Raw genomic sequence first — 19,557 nt, 5'->3', positions numbered from 1 at the left:
GGTGGCCTCCGGCATGTCTAGACCAGGACCGCGGCGACGATCGCGTCGCGCAGGAATTGCCCGTAGCGCTCCGGCGGCCACCCGCGCTCCAGGCACAGCAGCTCGTACTGCTCCGGACCGTGGTAGGTCCACAGGACGTCGCGGACATCGTCGGCGGCCAGCCCGGGCTTGACCTGTCCGGTGGCGAGCAGGTCCGCCGCGAAGTACGTCATCGCCGTCAGCGTTTCGCGGCGCATCTGCGCCCAGACCTCGGCGGCCGCGGGGTCGGCGGCGGCCGCGTCGCGGGCGAGCAGCTGCACCGGCGTCACCGCCGGGGCCACCGCGGCGAGGTGCTCGAGGTACATCCCGATCTTCCGGGCGGCGTCCGGCTCGGCCTGGATCGCGGCGATGAAGTCGCGGCCGGCGATAGGGATGTCCTCGTCGTCGCCGGCGAGGGTGACGTCGAAGACGGCCTTGAGCAGGGTCGCCTTGTTCGCGAACGCCTTGTAGACGGTCTGGACCGCGACCCCCGCGACCTTCGCGACCTCGGGCATCGCGGTGCCCGCGTACCCCTTCTCGCGGAAGAGGCCCGACGCCGCCGTCAGGATCCGGCGGCGGTTCTCCCGCGCCTGCTCCTGACGCCGGGACGTGTCGTACCGGCGCTTGACAGGGTCGGACATTTGAGTAGAGACTCCTCTATCTAATAGTCGTCCATCTATCGTGACACCCCGAGGGGGCGCTGACCATGATGGGACAAGCCACCACCGACGCCGTGACCGCCGCGCGGGAGCTCGCGCCCGAGCTGAGCGCGCGGGCCGTCGAAGCCGAACAGCTGCGGACGCTGCCGCGCGACCTCGTCGAGCGGGCGCGGGCCGCCGGGCTCTTCCGCCTCGCGACACCGCGGGCACTCGGCGGACTGGAGCTGCCGCCCGCCGAGATCGTCGAAGTGGTCGAGGAGCTCTGCCGCGCGGACGGCTCCGCCGGCTGGACGATCATGATCGGCAACGGCTCGGCGTTCCTCGCCTGGCTCGATCCGGCCGCCGCGGCCGAGCTGACCGCGGCCGTCCCGGACCCGATCGGCGGTGGCGTGTTCGCGCCGATGGGCCGGCTGACCAGCGATGGCGACGGCAAATTCGGGCTCACCGGACGCTGGGCGTTCTGCAGCGGCAGCCCGCACGCGGACCTGTTCTTCGGCGGCGCCTTCGCCGACGGCGACCCCCGCGACTGGCGGCTGGCCTTCGTCCCCGCCGCCGGGGTGCGGGTGCTCGACAACTGGGACGTCACCGGCCTGTGCGGCACCGGCAGCCACGACGTCGAGATCGAGGCGGTCGTGCGCGCGGAGCACACCGCGTCCCCGTTCACGAACCCGGCGCGCCACGAGGGGCCGCTGTGGCGGTTCCCGTTCTTCACCCTGGTGGGCACGATGATGGCGGGCGTCCCGCTCGGCATCGCGCGTCGGGCGCTGGACGAGTTCACGACGTTCGCGCCGGCGAAGTTCCGCCCGCCGGGCCCGGGCCCGATCGCCGAGGACGGCGACGTCCAGGTCGCCCTGACCCGTGCCGAAGGCCAGCTGCGCTCCGCACGGGCGTTCGTCTTCGACGCGCTCGGCGAGCTGTGGGAGACGGCGTGCGCCGGCGACGTCCCGGACGTGGCTTCGCGGGGGCAGTTCCTGCTGGCGACCCAGCAGGCGATGCGGGCGTCGCTGAGCGCGGTGACCACGGCGTTCGGTTTCGCGGGCGCGGGGGCGCTGCACGCGGACCAGCCCCTGCAGCGCTGCTTCCGCGACCTCCACGCAGCTTCTCAGCACATCTACTTCTCGGCGGCGGCTTCGAAGCGGTACGCGAAGCTGCGGTTCGGGATCGAGCAGCCGACCTTCTGGTTCTAGCCATTGGGGGTTTGCCGCCGCAGCGCCTCCACTGCGGCGGCTCCGAGCACCGGCCCGGCCCCGAGGACACCGCGGGTCCACGGATCTTCGAGGCCGAACAAAGCCGCCACCCCCACACCCGCGAAGTAACCGAGCGCCACCAGGACGAGCAACCCCAGCGCTCGCGCCTTCCGGCTGCGGCGCGGCGATTCCGGCTCGCTCATCCGCGCTTCCGGCTCGCCTGGGCGTACCGAAGCCAGTAGCACCCGGCCACGAGCACGCCGACCGCTGCGACCACCACCTGGAGCGTCCCCCGCCACCCCGGCTCCACTCCCCCGAGGAAAGCGATCAAGCCGAAGCCCAGCGCGCACACCGTCCAGCAGATCGCCAGTCCCAGTGCGGCTTTCGCGGGCAAGCGGCCGCCGGGGCGCCGCTTTCCCCCGGTCACCGGGACTATCCGTCGCGCCGGAGGCGGTGGGCGAACAACCTCCACAGGTACACCGTCAACAGGACTCCGGCGCCCGCGGCCGCGATGCGCAGCCACCTCGCCCAGCCCACCTCGTCGCCGTCGAAGGCCGTGAGGATCCAGCCGAACGCCCCGAAGGTCGCCCCCACCGCCAGCGTCAGCACGATCACCGGCGGGATGCGCTCACCGCCGAGCAGCCACGTCTTCGACCCGTCCATGGACGTGGGGTACCCAGCGGGTCAGACCTCGAAGCGGTAACCCATGCCCGGTTCGGTGAGCAGGTGCCGGGGCCGCGAAGGCTCCGGCTCCAGCTTGCGCCGCAGCTGGGCCAGGTACACCCGCAGGTAGTGGGACTCCCGCTCGTACGACGGCCCCCACACCTCGTGCAGCAGCTGCTTCTGCGCCACCAGCCGCCCGCGGTTGCGCACCAGCAGCTCCAGCACGCCCCACTCGGTCTTCGTCAGGTGGACTTCGTCGCCGTCGCTCAGGCGGACCTTCTTCGCGGCCAGGTCGACGCTGAACGACGCCGTCTCCACCACCGCGTCCACGTCGTCCGCGCCCGTCACCGCCGAGCGGCGGACCGCCGCCCGCAACCGGGCCAGCAGCTCGTCCATGCCGAACGGCTTGGTGACGTAGTCGTCCGCGCCCGCGTCCAGGGCCTGGACCTTGTCGGCCGAGTCGCCGCGGGCGGACAGCACGATGATCGGGACCGTCGTCCAGCCGCGCAAGCCGGCGATCACCTCGGTCCCGTCCAGGTCCGGCAGCCCCAGGTCGAGCACCACGACGTCCGGCTTGGTCTCGGCCACCGCTTTCAACGCGGCCGTGCCGTCGTGCGCGGTGATCACCTTGTAGCCGCGGGCGTTCAGGTTGATCCGCAGCGCCCGCACGATCTGCGGCTCGTCGTCGACCACCAGCACGGTGGCGCCCAGGTCGTTCATCGCACCTCCTCGAACGTGACGCTGTGCTCCGGCAAGGAGATCACGACCGTGAGGCCGCCGCCCGGCGTGTCCTCGGCGCGGATCGTCCCGCCCATCGCTTCGGTGAACCCCTTCGCCACGGACAGGCCGAGCCCGACGCCCGGCGTCGTGTCCCGGTCACCGCCGAGACGCTGGAACGGCGCGAACGCCGAGTCCGCGGTCCCCTTGCGCAGGCCCTTGCCGTGGTCGACGATCCGCAGCTCGACGTGCCCGGAGTGCGCGCTGGCCCGCGCCGACACCGGCGCCCCGCCGTGCCGCAGGGCGTTGTCCAGCACGTTCGCCACCACGCGTTCCAGCAGGCCGGGGTCGGCGAGGACCGCCGGGAGCTGGTCGTCCACGGCCACCCGCACCGCGTCCGAGGAGTCCACATTGGACAAAGCGTGCGCGACGACCTCGTCGTAGCCGACCGGACGCAGGAGCGGCTGCACCGCCCCGGTGGCCAGGCGTGACGAGTCGAGGAGGTTGTCGATCAGCCCGGCCAGCCGGTCGGCCGACAGCTCGATGGCCTCCATCAGCTCGGCGGTGTCCTCTTCGGACAGCCGCAGATCCGGCGCGCGCAGGCTGCCGATCGACGCCTTGATCGACGTCAGCGGCGTGCGCAGGTCGTGTCCGACGGCCGACAGCAGCGTCGTGCGCAGCTCGGTCGCCTCCGCCTTGCGCTCGGCGCGCGCCGCGGCGGCGGCCGCCCGCTGCTGACGCAGGGAGAGCAACGCCTGCCCGGCCACGGCTTCCAGCACCCGCCGGTCGGCCGCCGGCAGAGCACGCCCGCGCAGGGTCAGGTGGACGTCGGCGGTGACGGCGATGTCCACGTCGGCCTCGTCCGGGTCGGCGCACGGATGCTCCCCCGCGACCGCCACGCGATGCCAGTCGCCTTCCTGCTTCTCCAGCAGCGTCACCGACGTCAGCGCGAAGTTCTCGCGGACCTTCTCCAGCAACCGTTCGATGGGGTCGGTGTGGGTGAGCACGGTCCGGGCGTAGGAGGCGAGCAGCGCCGCCTCGGTCCGCGCCCGCGCCGCCTGGGTGGCCCGGCGCGCGGCCTGGTCGACGACCAGCGCGACGAGCACCGCGACCACGACCATCGCGATCAGCGTCACGAGGTTCTGCGGGGTGTGCACGTTGAGCGTGTACAGCGGTGGTGTGAAGAAGAAGTTGAGCAGCCCGGCGCCGAGCACGGCCGCGACCAGCGCCGGTCCGAGGCCGCCGACCAGCGCCACGACCACGGTCGCCAGCACGTAGGAGATGACGTCGGTGGCGAAGTCCAGCCCGGACGGGATGAAGAAGCCGACGACGGTCACCAGCACCGGCAGGACGACGCTGAGCACCCAGCCCGCGACCAGCCGCGAGAACCCCAGCGGGCTCGCGCTCAGCCGCGCCCGCAAGCGCCCGCCCGCCTCGGCGTGGGTGACCATGTGGACGTCGATCGGCCCCGACTGCCGGACCACGCCGGCCCCGATGCCCTCGTCGAACAGCCGCGCCACGCGCGAACGCCGCGAGGTGCCGATCACCAGCTGGGTCGCGTTGACGCCGCGGGCGAAGTCCAGCAGCGCGGTCGGCACGTCGTCGCCGACGACGGTGTGGAAGGTCGCGCCGACCTCCTCGGCCAGCGTCCGGCAGCGGGCGATCGCGGCCGGGCCGAGCCCGGACAGGCCGTCGCCGCGCAGGATGTGGACGACCTGCAGCTCGGCGCCGGCCCGGGTGGCGATCCGGCTGGCGCGGCGGATGAGCGTCTCGCTCTCCGCGCCGCCGGTGATGGAGACGACGACGCGTTCGCGCGCCTCCCACGTGTCGGTGATCCGCTGCTCGGCGCGGTAGCGCTGCAGCGCGACGTCGACCTGGTCGGCCACCCAGAGGAGCGCCAGCTCGCGCAGCGCGGTGAGGTTGCCGGGGCGGAAGTAGTTGCCGAGCGCGGCGTCGATCCGCTCGGCCGGGTAGACGTTGCCGTGGGCGAGCCGCCGCCGCAGCGCCTCCGGGGTGATGTCGACCAGCTCGAGCTGCTCGGCGCGGCGGACGACCTCGTCCGGCACGGTCTCCTGCTGGGTGACGCCGGTGATGCGCTCGACGACGTCGTTGAGGCTCTGCAGGTGCTGCACGTTGACCGTGGACAGCACGTCGATGCCGGCCTCCAGGAGCTGCTCGACGTCCTGCCAGCGCTTGGCGTTGCGCGAGCCCGGCACGTTCGTGTGGGCCAGCTCGTCGACGACGGCGACCTCCGGGGCCCGCGCGAGGATCGCGTCGAGGTCCATCTCGTCGAACTCGCGGCCGCGGTGATCGGCGTGCCGCCGCGGCACCGTCTCCAAGCCGTCCAGGAGCACCGCGGTCTTCTCGCGGCCGTGCGTCTCGACCAGCCCGACGACGACGTCGGTGCCGCGGTCGAGCCGCCGCCGCGCCTCGCCGAGCATGGCGAAGGTCTTGCCGACCCCCGGAGCCGCGCCGAGGTAGATCCTCAGCTCCCCGCGGCGCGGCTTCGGGGCGTCTTCAGTGGTCACGCTGTCAGTGTGCCCCTCCGGCCGCGGCTTGCACGGCCAAGTTGAGCTGGAGCACATTCACGCCCGGGACCCCGATTCCCGCGCCGCTCGTGTTCGCTTCGATCAGCTGCTTCACCCGGTCGAGCGGCAAGCCGGTGACGCGCGCGACGCGCTGTGCTTGAAGATCGGCGTAGGCGACGCTGATCGCCGGGTCGAGGCCCGAGCCGGACGCGGTGACGGCGTCCGGCGGTACCTGGCCGGGTGACACGCCTTCGCGCTTCGCGATGGCGTCCTTGCGCTCGCCGATGGTCTTCACGAGGTCCTCGTTGTACGGGCCCTTGTTGGACGCGCCGGACGTCGACGGGTCGCCGGGGCCGAGCGCGTCCTTCGAGAGCGCCGAGGGCCGGTTGTGGAACCACGGGTCGTGCGCGGGGTCGGCGGGCACCGGGTCGACGCCGATCAGCGACGACCCGACGGCCTGGCCGTTCTGCGTGACGACCGAGCCCTCGGCGTTGCCCTCCAGGCCGGGGATGCGGGCGATCGCCCACACCGCGAGGGGGTAGAGCACACCGAGCAGGACGGTCAGCACGACCAGCACGCGCAGCCCGGCCCAGGTCTGCTTGACGAGAGTGTTCACGACGTTCACCCGATTCCAGGGATGAGGCGCACGAGCAGGTCGATCAGCCAGATCCCGAGGAAGGGGCTGACGATGCCGCCGAGGCCGTAGACGAGCAGGTTGCGGCGCAGCAGGGCCGAGGCCGACGACGGCTTGTACCGCACGCCGCGCAGGGCCAGCGGGATGAGCACGACGATGATCAGCGCGTTGAAGATGACCGCGGAGAGGATCGCCGACTTCGGCGTGGCCAGGTGCATGATGTTGAGCGCGCCGAGCTGGGCGAAGATGCCGGTGAACATCGCGGGCAGGATCGCGAAGTACTTCGCGAGGTCGTTGGCGACGCTGAACGTGGTCAGCGCGCCGCGGGTGATCAGCAGCTGCTTGCCGATCTCGACGATCTCGATCAGCTTCGTCGGGTCGCTGTCGAGGTCGACCATGTTGCCGGCCTCCTTCGCGGCCGACGTGCCGGTGTTCATCGCGACGCCGACGTCGGACTGCGCGAGCGCCGGGGCGTCGTTGGTGCCGTCGCCGGTCATCGCGACCAGCCGGCCGCCCTCCTGCTCCTGCTTGATGAGCGCCATCTTGTCTTCGGGCTTGGCCTCGGCGAGGTAGTCGTCGACGCCCGCGTCCGCGGCGATGGCCTTGGCGGTGAGCGGGTTGTCGCCGGTGATCATCACCGTCTTGATGCCCATCGCGCGCAGTTCCTTGAACCGCTCCTTCATGCCGGGCTTGACGACGTCGGACAGGCGGATCACGCCGCGCACCACGGCGTCCTCGGCGACGACGAGCGGCGTACCGCCCTGAGCGCTGATCTCGTCGACCACGCGCTCGGTCTCGTCGGGGAACTCGCCGCCGTTGTCGCGCACCCAGGCGCGGACGGCGCTCGCGGCACCCTTGCGAATCCGCCGGTTGCCGACGTCGAGCCCCGACATCCGCGTCTGCGCGGTGAAGGGGACGAACTCGCCGTGCTCGTCCTGGCTCGCGTAGTCCGACGTCAGCTCGACGACACTGCGGCCTTCGGGGGTTTCGTCGGCCAGGCTGGCCAGCCGGGCGGCGCGCGCGAGTTCGTCCGGAGTGGACGATCCGACCGGGATCAGCTCGGTGGCCCGGCGGTTGCCGAAGGTGATCGTGCCGGTCTTGTCGAGCAGCAGCGTCGAGACGTCGCCGGCGGCCTCCACCGCGCGGCCGCTGGTCGCAAGGACGTTGCGCTGCACCAGGCGGTCCATCCCGGCGATGCCGATGGCGCTCAGCAGCGCGCCGATCGTCGTCGGGATCAGGCAGACCAAGAGCGCGGTCAGCACGATCACGGACTGCTCGCTGCCGGAGTAGCGGGCCATCGGCTGCAGCGCGACGACGGCGAGCAGGAAGATGATCGTCAACGTCGAGAGCAGGATGGTCAGCGCGATCTCATTCGGCGTCTTCTGCCGCGAGGCGCCTTCCACCAACGCGATCATGCGGTCCACGAAGGACTCGCCGGGCTTGGTCGTGATCTTGACGACGACCCGGTCGCTCAGCACGGTCGTGCCGCCGGTGACGGCGCTGCGGTCGCCGCCGGACTCGCGGATGACCGGGGCCGACTCGCCGGTGATGGCCGACTCGTCGACGGTCGCGATGCCCTCGACGACGTCGCCGTCACCCGGGATCACCTGACCGGCCTCGACGACGACCAGGTCGCCGATCTTCAGCTCGACGCCCGGTACCTGTTCTTCCGAGCCGCTCGCCGTGAGGCGGCGGGCGACGGTCTCCTTCTTCGACTTCCGCAGGCTTTCCGCCTGCGCCTTGCCCCGCCCTTCGGCGACGGCTTCGGCGAGGTTCGCGAAGAGGACCGTGAACCAGAGCCAGACGGCGATCAGGATGGTGAACACGCTCGGGTCGGTGACCGCGAAGACCGTGGTGAGCGCGGAACCCACCCACACCACGAACATCACCGGGTTGCCGAGCTGGTGCTTGGGGTTGAGCTTCCGGAAGGCGTCGGGCAGCGACGTCCAGAGCTGGCGCGGGCTGAACACCCCGGCGCCGACGCGTCCCGTGGTCTCGGTGGCGGGAGTCACCTGGGGTCGTTCTTCGGTGACGGTCATGCGAGTGCCTCCGCGATGGGCCCGAGCGCGAGCGCCGGGATGAAGGTGAGGGCCGCGACGAGCACCACCGTGCCGGTGAGCATGGTGGCGAACAGCGGCCCGGTGGTGGGCAGGGTGCCCGCGGTTTCGGGCACCTTGCGTTGCGCGGCCAGGGAACCGGCCAGGCAGAGCACGGCGAGGATCGGCACGAACCGGCCGATCGCCATGGCGACGCCGAACGACGACTGGAACCAGTCGCTCGTCGCGGTCAGGCCGCCGAACGCGCTGCCGTTGTTGTTGCCGGTGGACGCGTAGCCGTAGAGGATTTCGGACAGGCCGTGCGCGCCGCCGTTGCCGAGCGCGCCCGCCGTGTCCGGCAGCAGCAGCGCGATCCCGGAGCCGAGGAGCACCACGGTCGGCATCGCGAGCATCGCGATCGCCGCGGCGGTGACCTCGCGCTTGCCGAGCTTCTTGCCCAGGTACTCCGGCGTGCGCCCGACCATCAGGCCGGCCAGGAACATCGCGATGATCGCCATGACCAGGATGCCGTAGAGGCCGGTGCCGACACCGCCGGGCGAGATCTCTCCGTAGAGCATGTTGAGCAACGGTCCCCCGCCACCGAGGCCCGACAGGCTGTCGTGGGCGCCGTTGATCGCGCCGGTCGACGTGCCGGTGGTCGTGTCGGCGAAGATCGACGTCAACCCGATGCCGAACCGCTGTTCCTTGCCTTCCATGCTCGCGCCCGCGGCCAGCGCCGCCGGGTTGTTCGCGTTCGCTTCGGAGAACCAGATGATCGCCAGCGACGCGGCCCAGAGCAGGCTCATCACGGCGAGCAGGACGTACCCCTGCTTCGGCTTGCCGACCAGCTTGCCGAACGTGCGGGTCAGGCTGACCGGGATCACCAGGATCAGGAACAGCTCGATCAGGTTGGTCCAGGCGGTGGGGTTCTCGAACGGGTGCGCTGAGTTGGCGTTGAGGATGCCGCCGCCGTTGGTGCCGAGCTCCTTTATGGCCTCCTGGCTCGCGGCCGGGGCGAGGGCGATCGTGCTCTGGCTGCCGTCCGGGTTCGTCACGGCGACACCGGCCTTGAGGCTCTGCACCACGCCGAGCGCGACCAGCACGATCGCGAAGACGAACGCCATCGGCAGCAGGACGCGGACCGTGCCGCGCGTGAGGTCCACCCAGAAGTTGCCGAGCCGGTCGGTCTTCGCCCGGACGAACCCGCGCGTCACCGCGATCGCCACGGCCAGGCCGACGCCGGCGGACAGGAAGTTCTGCACGGTCAGCCCGGCCATCTGCACGAAGTGGCCCATGGTCGTCTCGGGGACGTAGGACTGCCAGTTCGTGTTGGTGACGAACGAAATCGCCGTGTTGAACGCGACGCCCGGGCTCACCGAGCCGCGGCCCAGGCTCCACGGCAGCAGTGGTTGCAGCCGCTGCAGCAGGTAGAGCAGGACGACCGAGACGAACGAGAAGCCGAGCACGCCCGCGGCGTAGGTCGGCCACCGCTGCTCGGAGTCGGGGTTGACGCGGAAGAGCTTGTAGAGGCCCTTTTCGAGCTTCCAGTGCTTTTCGGTGGAGAAGACGCGCGCCAGGTAGTCGCCGAGCGGCTTGTAGACCACGGCGAGGGCGGCGAGGAGGAGGCCGAGCTGGATGAGCCCGGCCGCGGTGTCGGACATCAGAATTTCTCCGGCTTGATCAGCGCGACGAAGAGGTAGACGAGGAGGCCCAGCGCCAGCAGTCCGCCGACGACGTTGGCCACGGTTCCCGCGCCGCTCACAGCTTCTCCAGCCCGCGCAGCGCCAGCGCGAGCACCACGAACACGCCGATCATCAGGACGGCGTAGAGCAAGTCGGCCACAGGCACCTCTCAAGACGGGTCACCGGGTTCGGTGACCGGACGCGTTCACTCTGCGGCTGCGGGACCCCGTCCCGACCTGCGGCTGACGGCCTCTTGATGCGTTCCTGACACCCATTTACGCCGTCTTTATGGCCGGTGGCGGCCATCACGCAAACGTTTGCCGATTAATCACGGAATGCAGTGGGTTAGTGACTCACAACACAACGCGTGACCGAACAAGTGCGGAACGTGCAATTCGGGCAGACAAGATCTTCAGCCCGTGTTACACCTGTGTTACCGATAGTTGTATCGGCTAAGCAAATCTTGGGAGGGGTACACATGTGCGGTATCGCCGGCTGGGTTTCCTACGACGCCGACCTCACCCGCCGCCAGGACGTGGTCGACGCCATGACGGAGACCATGTCCTGCCGCGGCCCGGACGACGTCGGCACGTGGGTGCGCAAGCACGTCGCACTCGGCCACCGGCGGCTGGCCATCATCGACCTGCCCGGCGGCCGGCAGCCGATGTCCGTCCACACGCCGAACGGCGACGTCGCGATGGTCTACAGCGGTGAGGCCTACAACTTCACCGAGCTGAAGGAAGAGCTGACGAAGCTCGGGCACAAGTGGGAGACCGACAGCGACACCGAGGTCGTCCTGCACGGCTACCTGCAGTGGGGCGACGAGGTCGTCGACCACCTCAACGGCATGTACGCGTTCGCGATCTGGGACGAGCGCGACGACCGGCTCGTCATGATCCGCGACCGGATGGGCATCAAGCCGTTCTACTACTACCCGACCCGCGACGGCGTCCTGTTCGGCTCCGAGCCGAAGGCCATCCTGGCCAACCCGCTGGCGAGCAAGGTGGTCGACACCGACGGCCTGCGCGAGCTGATGGCGTTCACCAAGCGCCCCGGCTGGTCGCTGTGGAAGGGCATGGAGGAGGTCCAGCCGGGCACGATCGTCACCGTGTCCCGCGAGGGCGTCCGGACCCGCACGTACTGGAAGCTGGACGCGAAGCAGCACACCGACGACCAGGAGACCACGGTCGCCCGCGTGCGCGAGCTGATGACCGACATCGTGCACCGCCAGCTCGTCGCGGACGTCCCGCGCTGCGTGCTGCTTTCGGGCGGCCTGGACTCCAGCGCCGTCACCGGCCTCGCCGCACCCCACCTCGCCGAGCAGGGCGAGCGGCTGCGGACGTTCTCCGTCGACTTCTTCGGCCAGGAGGAGAACTTCAAGCCGGACGAGATGCGCGACACCGCGGACTCGCCGTACATCCGCGACGTCGCCGAGCTGGTCGGGTCGGCGCACCAGAACGTCATGCTCAACCCGGCCGAGCTGAGCGACCCGGCGGTGCGGCGCGCCGTGCTGAAGGCGCGCGACATCCCGGCCGGCCTCGGCGACATGGACACGTCGCTCTACCTGCTGTTCAAGGCGATCCGCGCCGAGTCGACGGTGGCACTGTCGGGCGAGTCGGCCGACGAGGTGTTCGGCGGCTACCGCTGGTTCCACGACGAGAAGGCCGTCAACGCGGACACGTTCCCGTGGCTGGCGTTCCGGACGTCGATGATGGACGACCGGTCGTCGCTGTACACGACCGAGCTGCGGCAGAAGCTGGACCTGGAGTCCTACATCGCGGACCAGTACGCGACCGCGGTCGGTTCGGTCGACCACCTGGACGGCGAGTCCGAGCGCGAGGCGCGGATGCGGGCGATCTGCAACCTCCACCTGACCCGGTTCGTGCGGATGCTGCTCGACCGCAAGGACCGCGCGTCGATGGCGGTGGGCTTGGAGGTCCGCGTGCCGTTCTGCGACCACCGGCTGGTCGAGTACGTGTACAACACGCCGTGGTCACTGAAGACGTTCGACGGGCGGGAGAAGAGCCTCCTGCGCCACGCGACGAAGCATGTCCTGCCGGAGTCGGTGGCCCAGCGGGTGAAGAGCCCGTACCCGTCGACGCAGGACCCGGGCTACGCGGCGGCGTTGCAGCAGCAGGTCAAGGAGGTCTTGGCGGAGCCGGGTCACTCGGTGTTCGGCCTGGTGGACAAGAACTGGGCGCACCGGGTGTCCGAAGTGGACCCGGCGACCATGAACCCGGCGGCGCGGGTCGGGCTGGACCGGCTGCTCGACCTGTACCACTGGATCGAGATGTACCAGCCGACGCTCGAACTGTCTTGACCTCAACCGCCCTCGAGGTATGAAGCTGGGGGCATGAAGGTGCTCCTGTTCGGCCGCAACCCGGCCACGGTCTCGAGGGTGACGGCGGCGCTGTCCGCGGCGGGTCTCACCGCGGACGGCGTCGTTTCGGAGGAGGCGGTCCTGACCCGGCTCGGGGTGGTGAACGCGTTGGTGCTGGGTGCGGGGGTGGTGGGCCCGCTGCGCGAGCGCGTCACGGCGGCGGCTGTGCGGCACGGCGTCGTGTGGGTGCAGGGGCCGCACATCGTCCCCGAGCGGGACGCGCTGGAGTACGTGCGGACGGAGATCCTGCCGCGGCTGGCGGCCCGGTGCTGAGCTAGCGCCGGACCTCCGCCAGCTTCACCGGACGCCGTTCCCGGCGGGAGACCTCGCACGCCTCCGCGATGTAGAACGCCTCCAGCGCGTCCGCCGCACCGCACGGCGAGGGCGCCCGGCCCGCGACGACGTCCAGGAACGCCCTCAGCTCGGTCGTGTACGCCGGACGGAACCGCTCCATGAACCCCGGGTACGCCGGACCCGGCAGCGGGGGCACCCCCGGCTCCACCGATCGCAGCGGCGCCCGGTCGTCCAGGCCGACCACCACGCCGGACACCGAGCCCAGCGCCTCCAGCCGCACGTCGTAGCCCGCGCCGTTGTAGCGGGTCAGGGACACCGTCGCCAGCGTGGCGTCGTCCAGGGTCAGCGTCGCCGCCGCCGTGTCCACGTCGCCCGCCTCCACGAAGAACTGCTCGCCGCGGTTGGCGCCGATCGCGTACACCTCGGTCACCTCGCGGCCGCTCACCCAGCGGATGATGTCGAAGTCGTGCACGCCGCAGTCGCGGAACAGCCCACCCGAATGGGCGACGTACTCCGCCGGCGGGGGCGCCGGGTCGAACGTCGTCGCGCGCAGCGTGTGCAGCCAGCCCAGCTCGCCCGACGCCACCGCCGCCCGCGCCGCCGCGTAGCCCGCGTCGAACCGGCGCTGGAAGCCGATCTGGACCGGGACGTCCGACGCGCCGATGCGGTCGATCACCGCCAGCGTGCCGGGGATGTCCGCCGCCACCGGCTTTTCGCAGAACACCGGGATGCCCGCGTCGACCGCCGCGATGATCAGGTCCGGGTGCGCGTCGGTGGCCGCCGTGACGACCAGGCCGTCCAGCCCGGCGGCGAACAGCTCGTCGAGGGAAACCGGTTCGACGCCGAGCTTCGCGGCCGCGGCAGCGGCTCGCGCGGGGTCGACGTCGGCCACGACGACCGACTCCACCTCGTCGAACCCCTTCAGCGTCTCCGCGTGCGCGGTGCCGATCCGGCCGGTGCCCGCCAGTCCCAACCTCATCGTGGTGCTCCTCCTGTACCTAGAACCTCGGCGGTGGTCGCCCGGACCACCAAAGACGGGTGCAGCAGGTGCCGGACCGGCTCCGTGCGCTCCCCGCGGACGCGTTCGACCAGCGCTTCGAAGGCCAGCCGGCCCATCTCGGTGCGTGGTTGGTCCACTGTGGTCAGTGAGAGGTGCCGCAACGCGGCCAAGGAAGTGTTGTCGTAGCCGACGACCGAGACGTCCTCGGGCACGCGCAGCCCCGCCTCTTCGAGGGCCGAGATCGCCCCGACCGCGTTGAAGTCGTTGCCCGCCACCAAGCCCGTCGGCAGCTCGGCCCGCGAGTACGTCGCCAGCAGCTCCCGCACGGACTTCTCCCCCGCGGTGTCGGTGTGCTCGCTGCGCACCACGATCGGGTCCAGGCCGTGGCGCCGCATCGCCGCCTGGAACCCGCGACGGCGCTGGGACGCCCCCGCCGCGCCGCCGCCGTCGAGGTGGGCGATGCGCCGGTGCCCGAGGCCGGCGAGGTGGTCGACGGCCAGCGCGGACCCCGCTTCGCCGTCGTCGTTCACGGTGTCCACACCGGACGCTCGCGACGTCCGCGAGACGAGCACCACCGGGCACTGCCGGGCCGCGGCTTCGATGGCCGACGCGGGCACGACCGGCGAGAGCAGGATGACCCCCGCCGGCCGGAAGGAAAGCAGGCTGCGCAAGGCGTTCCCCTCGCGCGCGGGACTGCGGCCGCCGGTGTTGAGCACGAGGTCGAAGCCCGCGGCCTGCGCGGCCGCGTCCAGCCCCTCGACGACGTCGGCGAAGAAGGCGTTGCGCAGGTCGTTGACCATCACGCCGAGCACGGTGGACGTCCGGCTGGCCAGGGAGCGCGCCATCACGTGCGGCTGGTAGCCGAGTTCTTCGGCCGCACGCAGCACAGCCGCGCGGCGCGCGTCGGAGACCTTCGGTGAATTCCTCATCACCAGGGAGACCAGTGCGCGGGAAACCCCCGCCCGCGCGGCGACGTCCTCCATGGTCGGACGCATGGCCGCACCTCCCCTGATCACCGGAAACTCAGCCTTGACTTGCTGTGACGGACGCTACAAGATTAGAGCGCTCTAATCAATAGAGCGCTCCAACGGACCAACGGAGGCCCCTTGTGACAGCGACGATCCGCGTGGCCGCCGCCCCGATCTCCTGGGGCGTCTGCGAAGTCCCGGGCTGGGGCCGGGTGCTGGACGCGGCGACCGTGCTCGGCGAGATGGCGGAACTCGGTGTCCAGGCGACCGAGCTGGGGCCGCCCGATTACCTCCCGCGCGATCCGGCCGAGCTGCGGGAGCTGCTCGGGAGCCACGGCCTGACGCTCGTCGGCGGCTTCCTCGCCGTCGTCCTCCACACCGACCAGGAAAACGCCCTCAAGGAAGCCGAAGAGTCCGCCGCACTGTTCGCCGCCTGCGGAGGCGACGTCCTCGTGCTCGCCGCCGCGACCGGGCTCGACGGCTACGACGAACGCCCGAAGCTCACCGACGCCGAATGGGCGACGCTCGTCGAAACCGCCGGGAAGATCCGCCATGTTGCAGGCGCCTTCGGCCTGCGCACCGTGCTGCACCCGCACGTCGGGACGCACGTGGAGCAGCAGGCCGAGGTCGAGCGCTTCCTCGCCGATTCCGATCTCGGCTTGTGCCTCGACACCGGGCACCTGATGATCGGCGGGACGGATCCGGTCGAGCTGGCGCAGCGGTATCCCGAACGGGTGGGGCACGTGCATCTGAAGGACGTCCGAGAAGACCTCGCGGCGGAGGTCCGCGCGGGGCGGCTCGGCTACACCGACGCGGTCGGGCGGGGCATCTACACCCCGCTCGGCGAGGGGGACGTGGACGTGGCGGCGATGGTGCGCTCCGTCCAGGCGGCCGGCTACGACGGCTGGTACGTCCTCGAACAGGACACCGCCCTCGGCGCGGAGAGCCCCGACGACCTACCCCGGCGGGACACCGAGCGCAGCCTGGCCCACCTCGCGAAGATCATCGACTCCCTCTGAATCCCTGGTCCCAAAGGAGTGACTGTGTTCTCTGTCAAGAAGCTGGCCGGCGTGGCGGCGATCGCCGCGGCCGGGCTGGTCCTGTCCGCCTGCAGTGGTCCCAGCGCCGACAACTCGAGCAGCAGCTCGAGCGCCCCGTCCGCCGCGGCCCCGAGCACGGGCGGTCCGCTGAAGGTCGCCGTGGTCACCCACGGCAGCGCCGGCGACGCCTTCTGGAACGTCGTGAAGAACGGCGCCGAGCAGGCGGGCAAGGACCTGAACGTCGGCGTCGACTACTACTCCGACGGCGACCCGGGCAACCAGGCCAAGCTGATCGACAACGCTGTCGCGCAGAAGGTCGGCGGCCTCGTCGTCTCCATGGCGAACCCGCAGGCCCTGCAGACGTCGATCCAGAACGCGGTCAAGGCCGGCATCCCGGTCGTCACCATCAACTCCGGCGAAGACTCCAGCGCGCAGTTCGGCGCGATCGCGCACGTCGGGCAGAGCGAGGGCCTCGCGGGCCAGGGCGCGGGCCAGCGCCTCAAGGCGGCCGGCAAGACGAAGCTGCTGTGCGTCATCCACGAGGCCGGCAACATCGGCCAGAACCAGCGTTGCGACGGCGCGAAGCAGGCCTTCGGCAACGTCACCACGCTGCAGGTCGACATCTCCAACCCGACCGACGCGCAGGCCCGGATCCGCGGCGCGCTGCAGTCCGACCCGTCGATCGACGCGGTGCTGGCGCTGAACTCGCAGGTCGCGGCCCGCGCGGTGGACGCGGCCAAGGAGGCGAGCTCCAAGGCGCAGGTCGCCACGTTCGACCTGAACGCCGACGTCGTCGCGGCCATCGAGGCCGGCACGATCCTGTTCGCCGTCGACCAGCAGCAGTACGAGCAGGGCTACCTGCCGATCGTGTTCCTCAAGCTGTACAAGGAGAACGGCAACACCATCGGCGGCGGCCACCCGGTGCAGACCGGCCCGGGCTTCGTCGACAAGACCAACATCGACACCATCGCCCCGTACGCGCAACGCGGCACGCGCTGATGACCGCAGCCATCCAGGAACGCCCGGACGAGCGAGTCGCGAAGAAGAGCCTGACCGACCGCCTGGTGGTCCGGCCGGAGATCGGCGCGCTGCTCGGCGCCGTGCTCGTGTTCGTCTTCTTCTCCGTCGTCACCAGCCAGTTCCTCAGCCCGCTGGGCGTGGCGACCTGGCTCGACGACTCCTCCACCCTGGGCATCATGGCCGTCGTGGTCGCCCTGCTCATGGTCGGCGGCGAGTTCGACCTCTCGGCCGGCGTGATGACGGCGTCGACGTCGCTGGTCACGGCGATCCTGGCCACTCAGGCCGGGTGGAACGTCTGGCTCGCGCTGCTGGCCTCGCTCGCCTTCGCGCTCGGCGTCGGCGCGTTCAACGGCTGGCTGGTCATGAAGACCGGCCTGCCCAGCTTCATCGTCACGCTGGGGTCGTTCCTCGCCCTGCAGGGGCTCAACCTCGGCGTGACGCGCTGGGTGACCAACACCGTCCAGATCTCCGGCATGCGCTCGACCAGCGGCTACGAGTCGGCCGGCGGGCTGTTCGCGTCCACGTTCAGCATCGGCGGCACCGAGTTCCAGTCGTCGATCATCTGGTGGGTCGTCGTCACGGCGATCGCCGCGTGGCTGCTGGTGCGGACCCGGTTCGGCAACTGGATCTTCGCGGTCGGCGGGTCGCAGGTGTCGGCCCGCTCGGTCGGCGTGCCGGTGGTGCGCACGAAGATCCTGCTGTTCATGGGCACCGCGCTCGGCGCGTGGCTGGTCGGCTCGATCAACATCCTGCGCTTCGCCAGCGTGCAGGCGAACCAGGGCATCGGGCTCGAGTTCCAGTACATCATCGCGGCGGTGATCGGCGGCTGCCTGCTCACCGGCGGGTTCGGCTCGGCGGTGGGCGCGGCGATCGGCGCGCTGATCTTCGGCATGGCGCGCCAGGGCATCGTGTTCGCGCAGTGGAACAGCGACTGGTTCATGCTGTTCCTCGGCATCATGCTGCTGGCCGCGGTCCTGGTGAACAACGCATTCCGGCGCCGCGCGGAAAGGGTCCGGCGATGAGTCTCATCGAGGTCAAGGACATCGGGAAGACGTACGGCAGCGTCATCGCCCTGCGCGATGTGTCCACTGTGGTCAACGCGGGCGAGGTGACCTGCGTGCTCGGCGACAACGGCGCCGGGAAGTCCACACTCATCAAGATCCTCGCCGGGGTGCACCAGCACGACCGCGGCGAATTCTTCGTGGACGGCGAGCCGGTCCGGTTCGCCTCGCCGCGCGAGGCCCTCGACCGCGGCATCGCGACCGTGTACCAGGACCTCGCCGTGGTGCCGCTGATGAGCGTCTGGCGGAACTTCTTCCTCGGCTCCGAGCCGACGACCGGGTTCGGCCCGTTCAAGATGCTCGACCGGAAGAAGGGCCGCGAGACGACCAAGCAGGCGCTGTCCGACATGGGCATCGACCTGCGGGACGTCGAGCAGCCGGTCGGGACGCTCTCGGGCGGTGAACGCCAGTGCGTCGCGATCGCGCGGGCGGTCTACTTCGGCGCGAAGGTGCTGATCCTCGACGAGCCGACCGCCGCGCTGGGCGTCAAGCAGGCCGGGGTGGTGCTGAAGTACGTCGCGCAGGCCCGTGACCGCGGGCTCGGCGTCGTGCTGATCACGCACAACCCGCACCACGCCTACCCGGTCGCCGACCGGTTCCTGCTGCTCAAGCGGGGCGCGCCGCTCGGGTCCTACGAGAAGGAGGACATCGACATCAACGAGCTGACCCGGCAGATGGCGGGCGGTGCGGAACTGGAAGCGCTGGAGCACGAGCTGCGGCAGGTGGAGAAGGCGTGAGTCTCGAAGCGCTCACCGTGGGCCGGGTCGGGGTGGACCTGTACCCGGAGCAGAGCGGCGTCCCCCTGGCCGGCGTCAGCACGTTCGCCAAGTCGCTCGGCGGGACCGCGACCAACGTCGCGGTCGCCGCCGCGCGGCTCGGCCGGCGCACGGCGGTGCTGACCAAGGTCGGCCCGGACGGCTTCGGCGACTACGTCCGGCAGGCCCTCGACGGCTTCGGCGTCTCGCCCGCTTTCGTGGGCACTTCGCCGGACCTCCAGACGCCGGTGGTGTTCTGCGAGCTGAACCCGCCCGCGGACCCGCCGCTGCTGTTCTACCGCTCCCCCCTCGCCCCGGACCTCACGCTCACCGACGACGACGTGCCGTGGGACGTCGTCGGGTCGGTGCCGCTGCTGTGGGTCACCGGAACCGGCGTCTCCGCCGAGCCGGCCCGCGCCACGCAGCGGAAGATCCTCGAAGCCCGGGGTCGCCGCGAGCACACCGTCCTGGACCTCGACTACCGGCCGATGTTCTGGTCTTCGGTCGAGCAGGCCCGGGAAGAGATCGGCGGGATGCTCGACCACGTCACGGTCGCGGTCGGCAACCGCGCCGAGGTGGAGGTCGCCGTCGGCACGGCGGACCCGGACGCCGCCGCGGACCGCATGCTCGAGCGCGGCCTGCGGCTGGCGGTGATCAAGAAGGGCGCCGACGGCGTGCTCGTGGCGACGCCGGAAGGCCGGTGGACGGTCCCGCCGCAACGCGTCGAGGTCGTCTGCGGGCTCGGCGCCGGCGACGGCTTCGGCGGCGCCCTGATCCACGGCCTGCTGTCGGGCTGGGACCCGGTGCGCCTCGCGGGATACGCGAACGCCGCGGGTGCGCTCGTCGCGTCCCGGCTGGCCTGCGCCGACGCGATGCCCACCGCCGGGGAGATCGAGGAGCTGCTGTGATCCCCAC

Annotated in this window: 20 protein-coding genes; 8 read left to right on the top strand and 12 right to left on the bottom strand. The window is 71.0% G+C overall.

The genetic code is table 11. The features are described 5' to 3' along the window. Window positions 1–17 precede the first annotated feature (17 nt). Window positions 18–659: a helix-turn-helix domain-containing protein gene (locus tag ABZ342_RS14620; protein ID WP_360472882.1), complete on the bottom strand. Its 642-nt coding sequence runs from the start codon at window positions 657–659 to the stop codon at window positions 18–20. A 65-nt stretch (window positions 660–724) separates the two neighbouring features. Here ABZ342_RS14620 and ABZ342_RS14615 point away from each other — a divergent pair, with 65 nt between their 5' ends. Then, window positions 725–1,864 carry an acyl-CoA dehydrogenase family protein gene (locus ABZ342_RS14615; RefSeq protein ID WP_360472879.1) on the top strand — a complete coding sequence of 380 codons (1,140 nt, stop codon included), beginning with the start codon at window positions 725–727 and terminating at the stop codon, window positions 1,862–1,864. Here the strand turns inward: ABZ342_RS14615 and ABZ342_RS14610 are convergent. The 9 genes from ABZ342_RS14610 to kdpF are packed head-to-tail and all read right to left on the bottom strand — an operon-like array spanning window position 1,861 to window position 10,204. Next, entirely contained in the window at window positions 1,861–2,067 is a 207-nt protein-coding gene (locus ABZ342_RS14610) for a hypothetical protein (protein ID WP_360472876.1), read from the bottom strand. The two genes, ABZ342_RS14615 and ABZ342_RS14610, sit on opposite strands and share 4 nt — an antisense overlap. Next, on the bottom strand, window positions 2,064–2,291 hold the full coding sequence (locus tag ABZ342_RS14605; protein ID WP_360472873.1) for a hypothetical protein: 228 nt from the start codon (window positions 2,289–2,291) through the stop codon (window positions 2,064–2,066). Before ABZ342_RS14605 ends, ABZ342_RS14610 begins: the two co-directional genes overlap by 4 nt. A gap of 5 nt (window positions 2,292–2,296) precedes the next feature. After that, window positions 2,297–2,527 carry a hypothetical protein gene (locus ABZ342_RS14600; protein WP_360472870.1) on the bottom strand — a complete coding sequence of 77 codons (231 nt, stop codon included), beginning with the start codon at window positions 2,525–2,527 and terminating at the stop codon, window positions 2,297–2,299. A gap of 21 nt (window positions 2,528–2,548) precedes the next feature. Next, window positions 2,549–3,247, bottom strand: a complete 699-nt coding sequence (locus ABZ342_RS14595) for a response regulator (RefSeq protein ID WP_155545264.1) — start codon at window positions 3,245–3,247, stop codon at window positions 2,549–2,551. Beyond that, window positions 3,244–5,772 carry a DUF4118 domain-containing protein gene (locus tag ABZ342_RS14590; RefSeq protein WP_360472868.1) on the bottom strand — a complete coding sequence of 843 codons (2,529 nt, stop codon included), beginning with the start codon at window positions 5,770–5,772 and terminating at the stop codon, window positions 3,244–3,246. Before ABZ342_RS14590 ends, ABZ342_RS14595 begins: the two co-directional genes overlap by 4 nt. 4 nt (window positions 5,773–5,776) lie before the next feature. Next, a complete protein-coding gene (locus tag ABZ342_RS14585) occupies window positions 5,777–6,388 on the bottom strand; it encodes a potassium-transporting ATPase subunit C (protein ID WP_155545262.1) in 612 nt (203 codons plus the stop codon). Window positions 6,389–6,393: 5 nt separating this feature from the next. After that, the gene (kdpB, locus tag ABZ342_RS14580) at window positions 6,394–8,445 is read right to left on the bottom strand and encodes a potassium-transporting ATPase subunit KdpB (RefSeq protein WP_360472864.1); all 2,052 of its coding nucleotides are present in this window, start codon (window positions 8,443–8,445) and stop codon (window positions 6,394–6,396) included. Further along, window positions 8,442–10,103 carry a potassium-transporting ATPase subunit KdpA gene (gene kdpA / locus ABZ342_RS14575; protein ID WP_360472861.1) on the bottom strand — a complete coding sequence of 554 codons (1,662 nt, stop codon included), beginning with the start codon at window positions 10,101–10,103 and terminating at the stop codon, window positions 8,442–8,444. Before kdpA ends, kdpB begins: the two co-directional genes overlap by 4 nt. Next, complete coding sequence (gene kdpF, locus ABZ342_RS14570; protein WP_155545259.1) at window positions 10,103–10,204, bottom strand: K(+)-transporting ATPase subunit F; 102 nt, start codon at window positions 10,202–10,204, stop codon at window positions 10,103–10,105. The genes kdpA and kdpF overlap by 1 nt, the downstream gene beginning before the upstream one ends. A 398-nt stretch (window positions 10,205–10,602) precedes the next feature. On the opposite strand from kdpF, the gene asnB reads away from it, so the two are divergent. Then, window positions 10,603–12,444 (top strand): asparagine synthase (glutamine-hydrolyzing), encoded by a 1,842-nt coding sequence (asnB, locus tag ABZ342_RS14565; RefSeq protein ID WP_360472859.1) that lies wholly within the window; start codon window positions 10,603–10,605, stop codon window positions 12,442–12,444. A gap of 33 nt (window positions 12,445–12,477) precedes the next feature. After that, window positions 12,478–12,777: a hypothetical protein gene (locus ABZ342_RS14560; protein WP_360472856.1), complete on the top strand. Its 300-nt coding sequence runs from the start codon at window positions 12,478–12,480 to the stop codon at window positions 12,775–12,777. A gap of 1 nt (window position 12,778) precedes the next feature. Here ABZ342_RS14560 and ABZ342_RS14555 read toward each other — a convergent pair whose 3' ends face one another. Both ABZ342_RS14555 and ABZ342_RS14550 read right to left on the bottom strand, forming a co-directional pair. Next, window positions 12,779–13,777, bottom strand: coding sequence for a Gfo/Idh/MocA family oxidoreductase (locus ABZ342_RS14555; RefSeq protein WP_360472853.1), 999 nt, complete (start codon window positions 13,775–13,777; stop codon window positions 12,779–12,781). Next, window positions 13,774–14,793 carry a LacI family DNA-binding transcriptional regulator gene (locus tag ABZ342_RS14550; protein ID WP_360472851.1) on the bottom strand — a complete coding sequence of 340 codons (1,020 nt, stop codon included), beginning with the start codon at window positions 14,791–14,793 and terminating at the stop codon, window positions 13,774–13,776. The genes ABZ342_RS14555 and ABZ342_RS14550 overlap by 4 nt, the downstream gene beginning before the upstream one ends. Window positions 14,794–14,906: 113 nt before the next feature. On the opposite strand from ABZ342_RS14550, the gene ABZ342_RS14545 reads away from it, so the two are divergent. Genes ABZ342_RS14545 through iolC form a run of 5 tightly spaced genes read left to right on the top strand, consistent with a single transcriptional unit; the run spans window position 14,907 to window position 19,550 of the window. Continuing rightward, window positions 14,907–15,785: a TIM barrel protein gene (locus ABZ342_RS14545; RefSeq protein ID WP_360472848.1), complete on the top strand. Its 879-nt coding sequence runs from the start codon at window positions 14,907–14,909 to the stop codon at window positions 15,783–15,785. Window positions 15,786–15,809: 24 nt separating this feature from the next. Further along, window positions 15,810–16,805 carry a sugar ABC transporter substrate-binding protein gene (locus ABZ342_RS14540; protein WP_360472846.1) on the top strand — a complete coding sequence of 332 codons (996 nt, stop codon included), beginning with the start codon at window positions 15,810–15,812 and terminating at the stop codon, window positions 16,803–16,805. Continuing rightward, a complete protein-coding gene (locus ABZ342_RS14535; protein WP_155545252.1) occupies window positions 16,805–17,848 on the top strand; it encodes an ABC transporter permease in 1,044 nt (347 codons plus the stop codon). Before ABZ342_RS14540 ends, ABZ342_RS14535 begins: the two co-directional genes overlap by 1 nt. Next, entirely contained in the window at window positions 17,845–18,624 is a 780-nt protein-coding gene (locus ABZ342_RS14530) for an ATP-binding cassette domain-containing protein (protein ID WP_155545251.1), read from the top strand. The genes ABZ342_RS14535 and ABZ342_RS14530 overlap by 4 nt, the downstream gene beginning before the upstream one ends. Beyond that, window positions 18,621–19,550, top strand: a complete 930-nt coding sequence (iolC, locus tag ABZ342_RS14525) for a 5-dehydro-2-deoxygluconokinase (RefSeq protein ID WP_360472842.1) — start codon at window positions 18,621–18,623, stop codon at window positions 19,548–19,550. The genes ABZ342_RS14530 and iolC overlap by 4 nt, the downstream gene beginning before the upstream one ends. The last annotated feature ends 7 nt before the right edge of the window (window positions 19,551–19,557 follow it).

Origin of the sequence: Amycolatopsis sp. NPDC005961 (assembly GCF_040629235.1) — a bacterium.
GTDB classification, from domain to species: domain Bacteria; phylum Actinomycetota; class Actinomycetes; order Mycobacteriales; family Pseudonocardiaceae; genus Amycolatopsis; species Amycolatopsis camponoti.
Note: the sequence above shows the minus strand (reverse complement) of the source record. Positions and strands in the feature narration are given on the sequence as shown.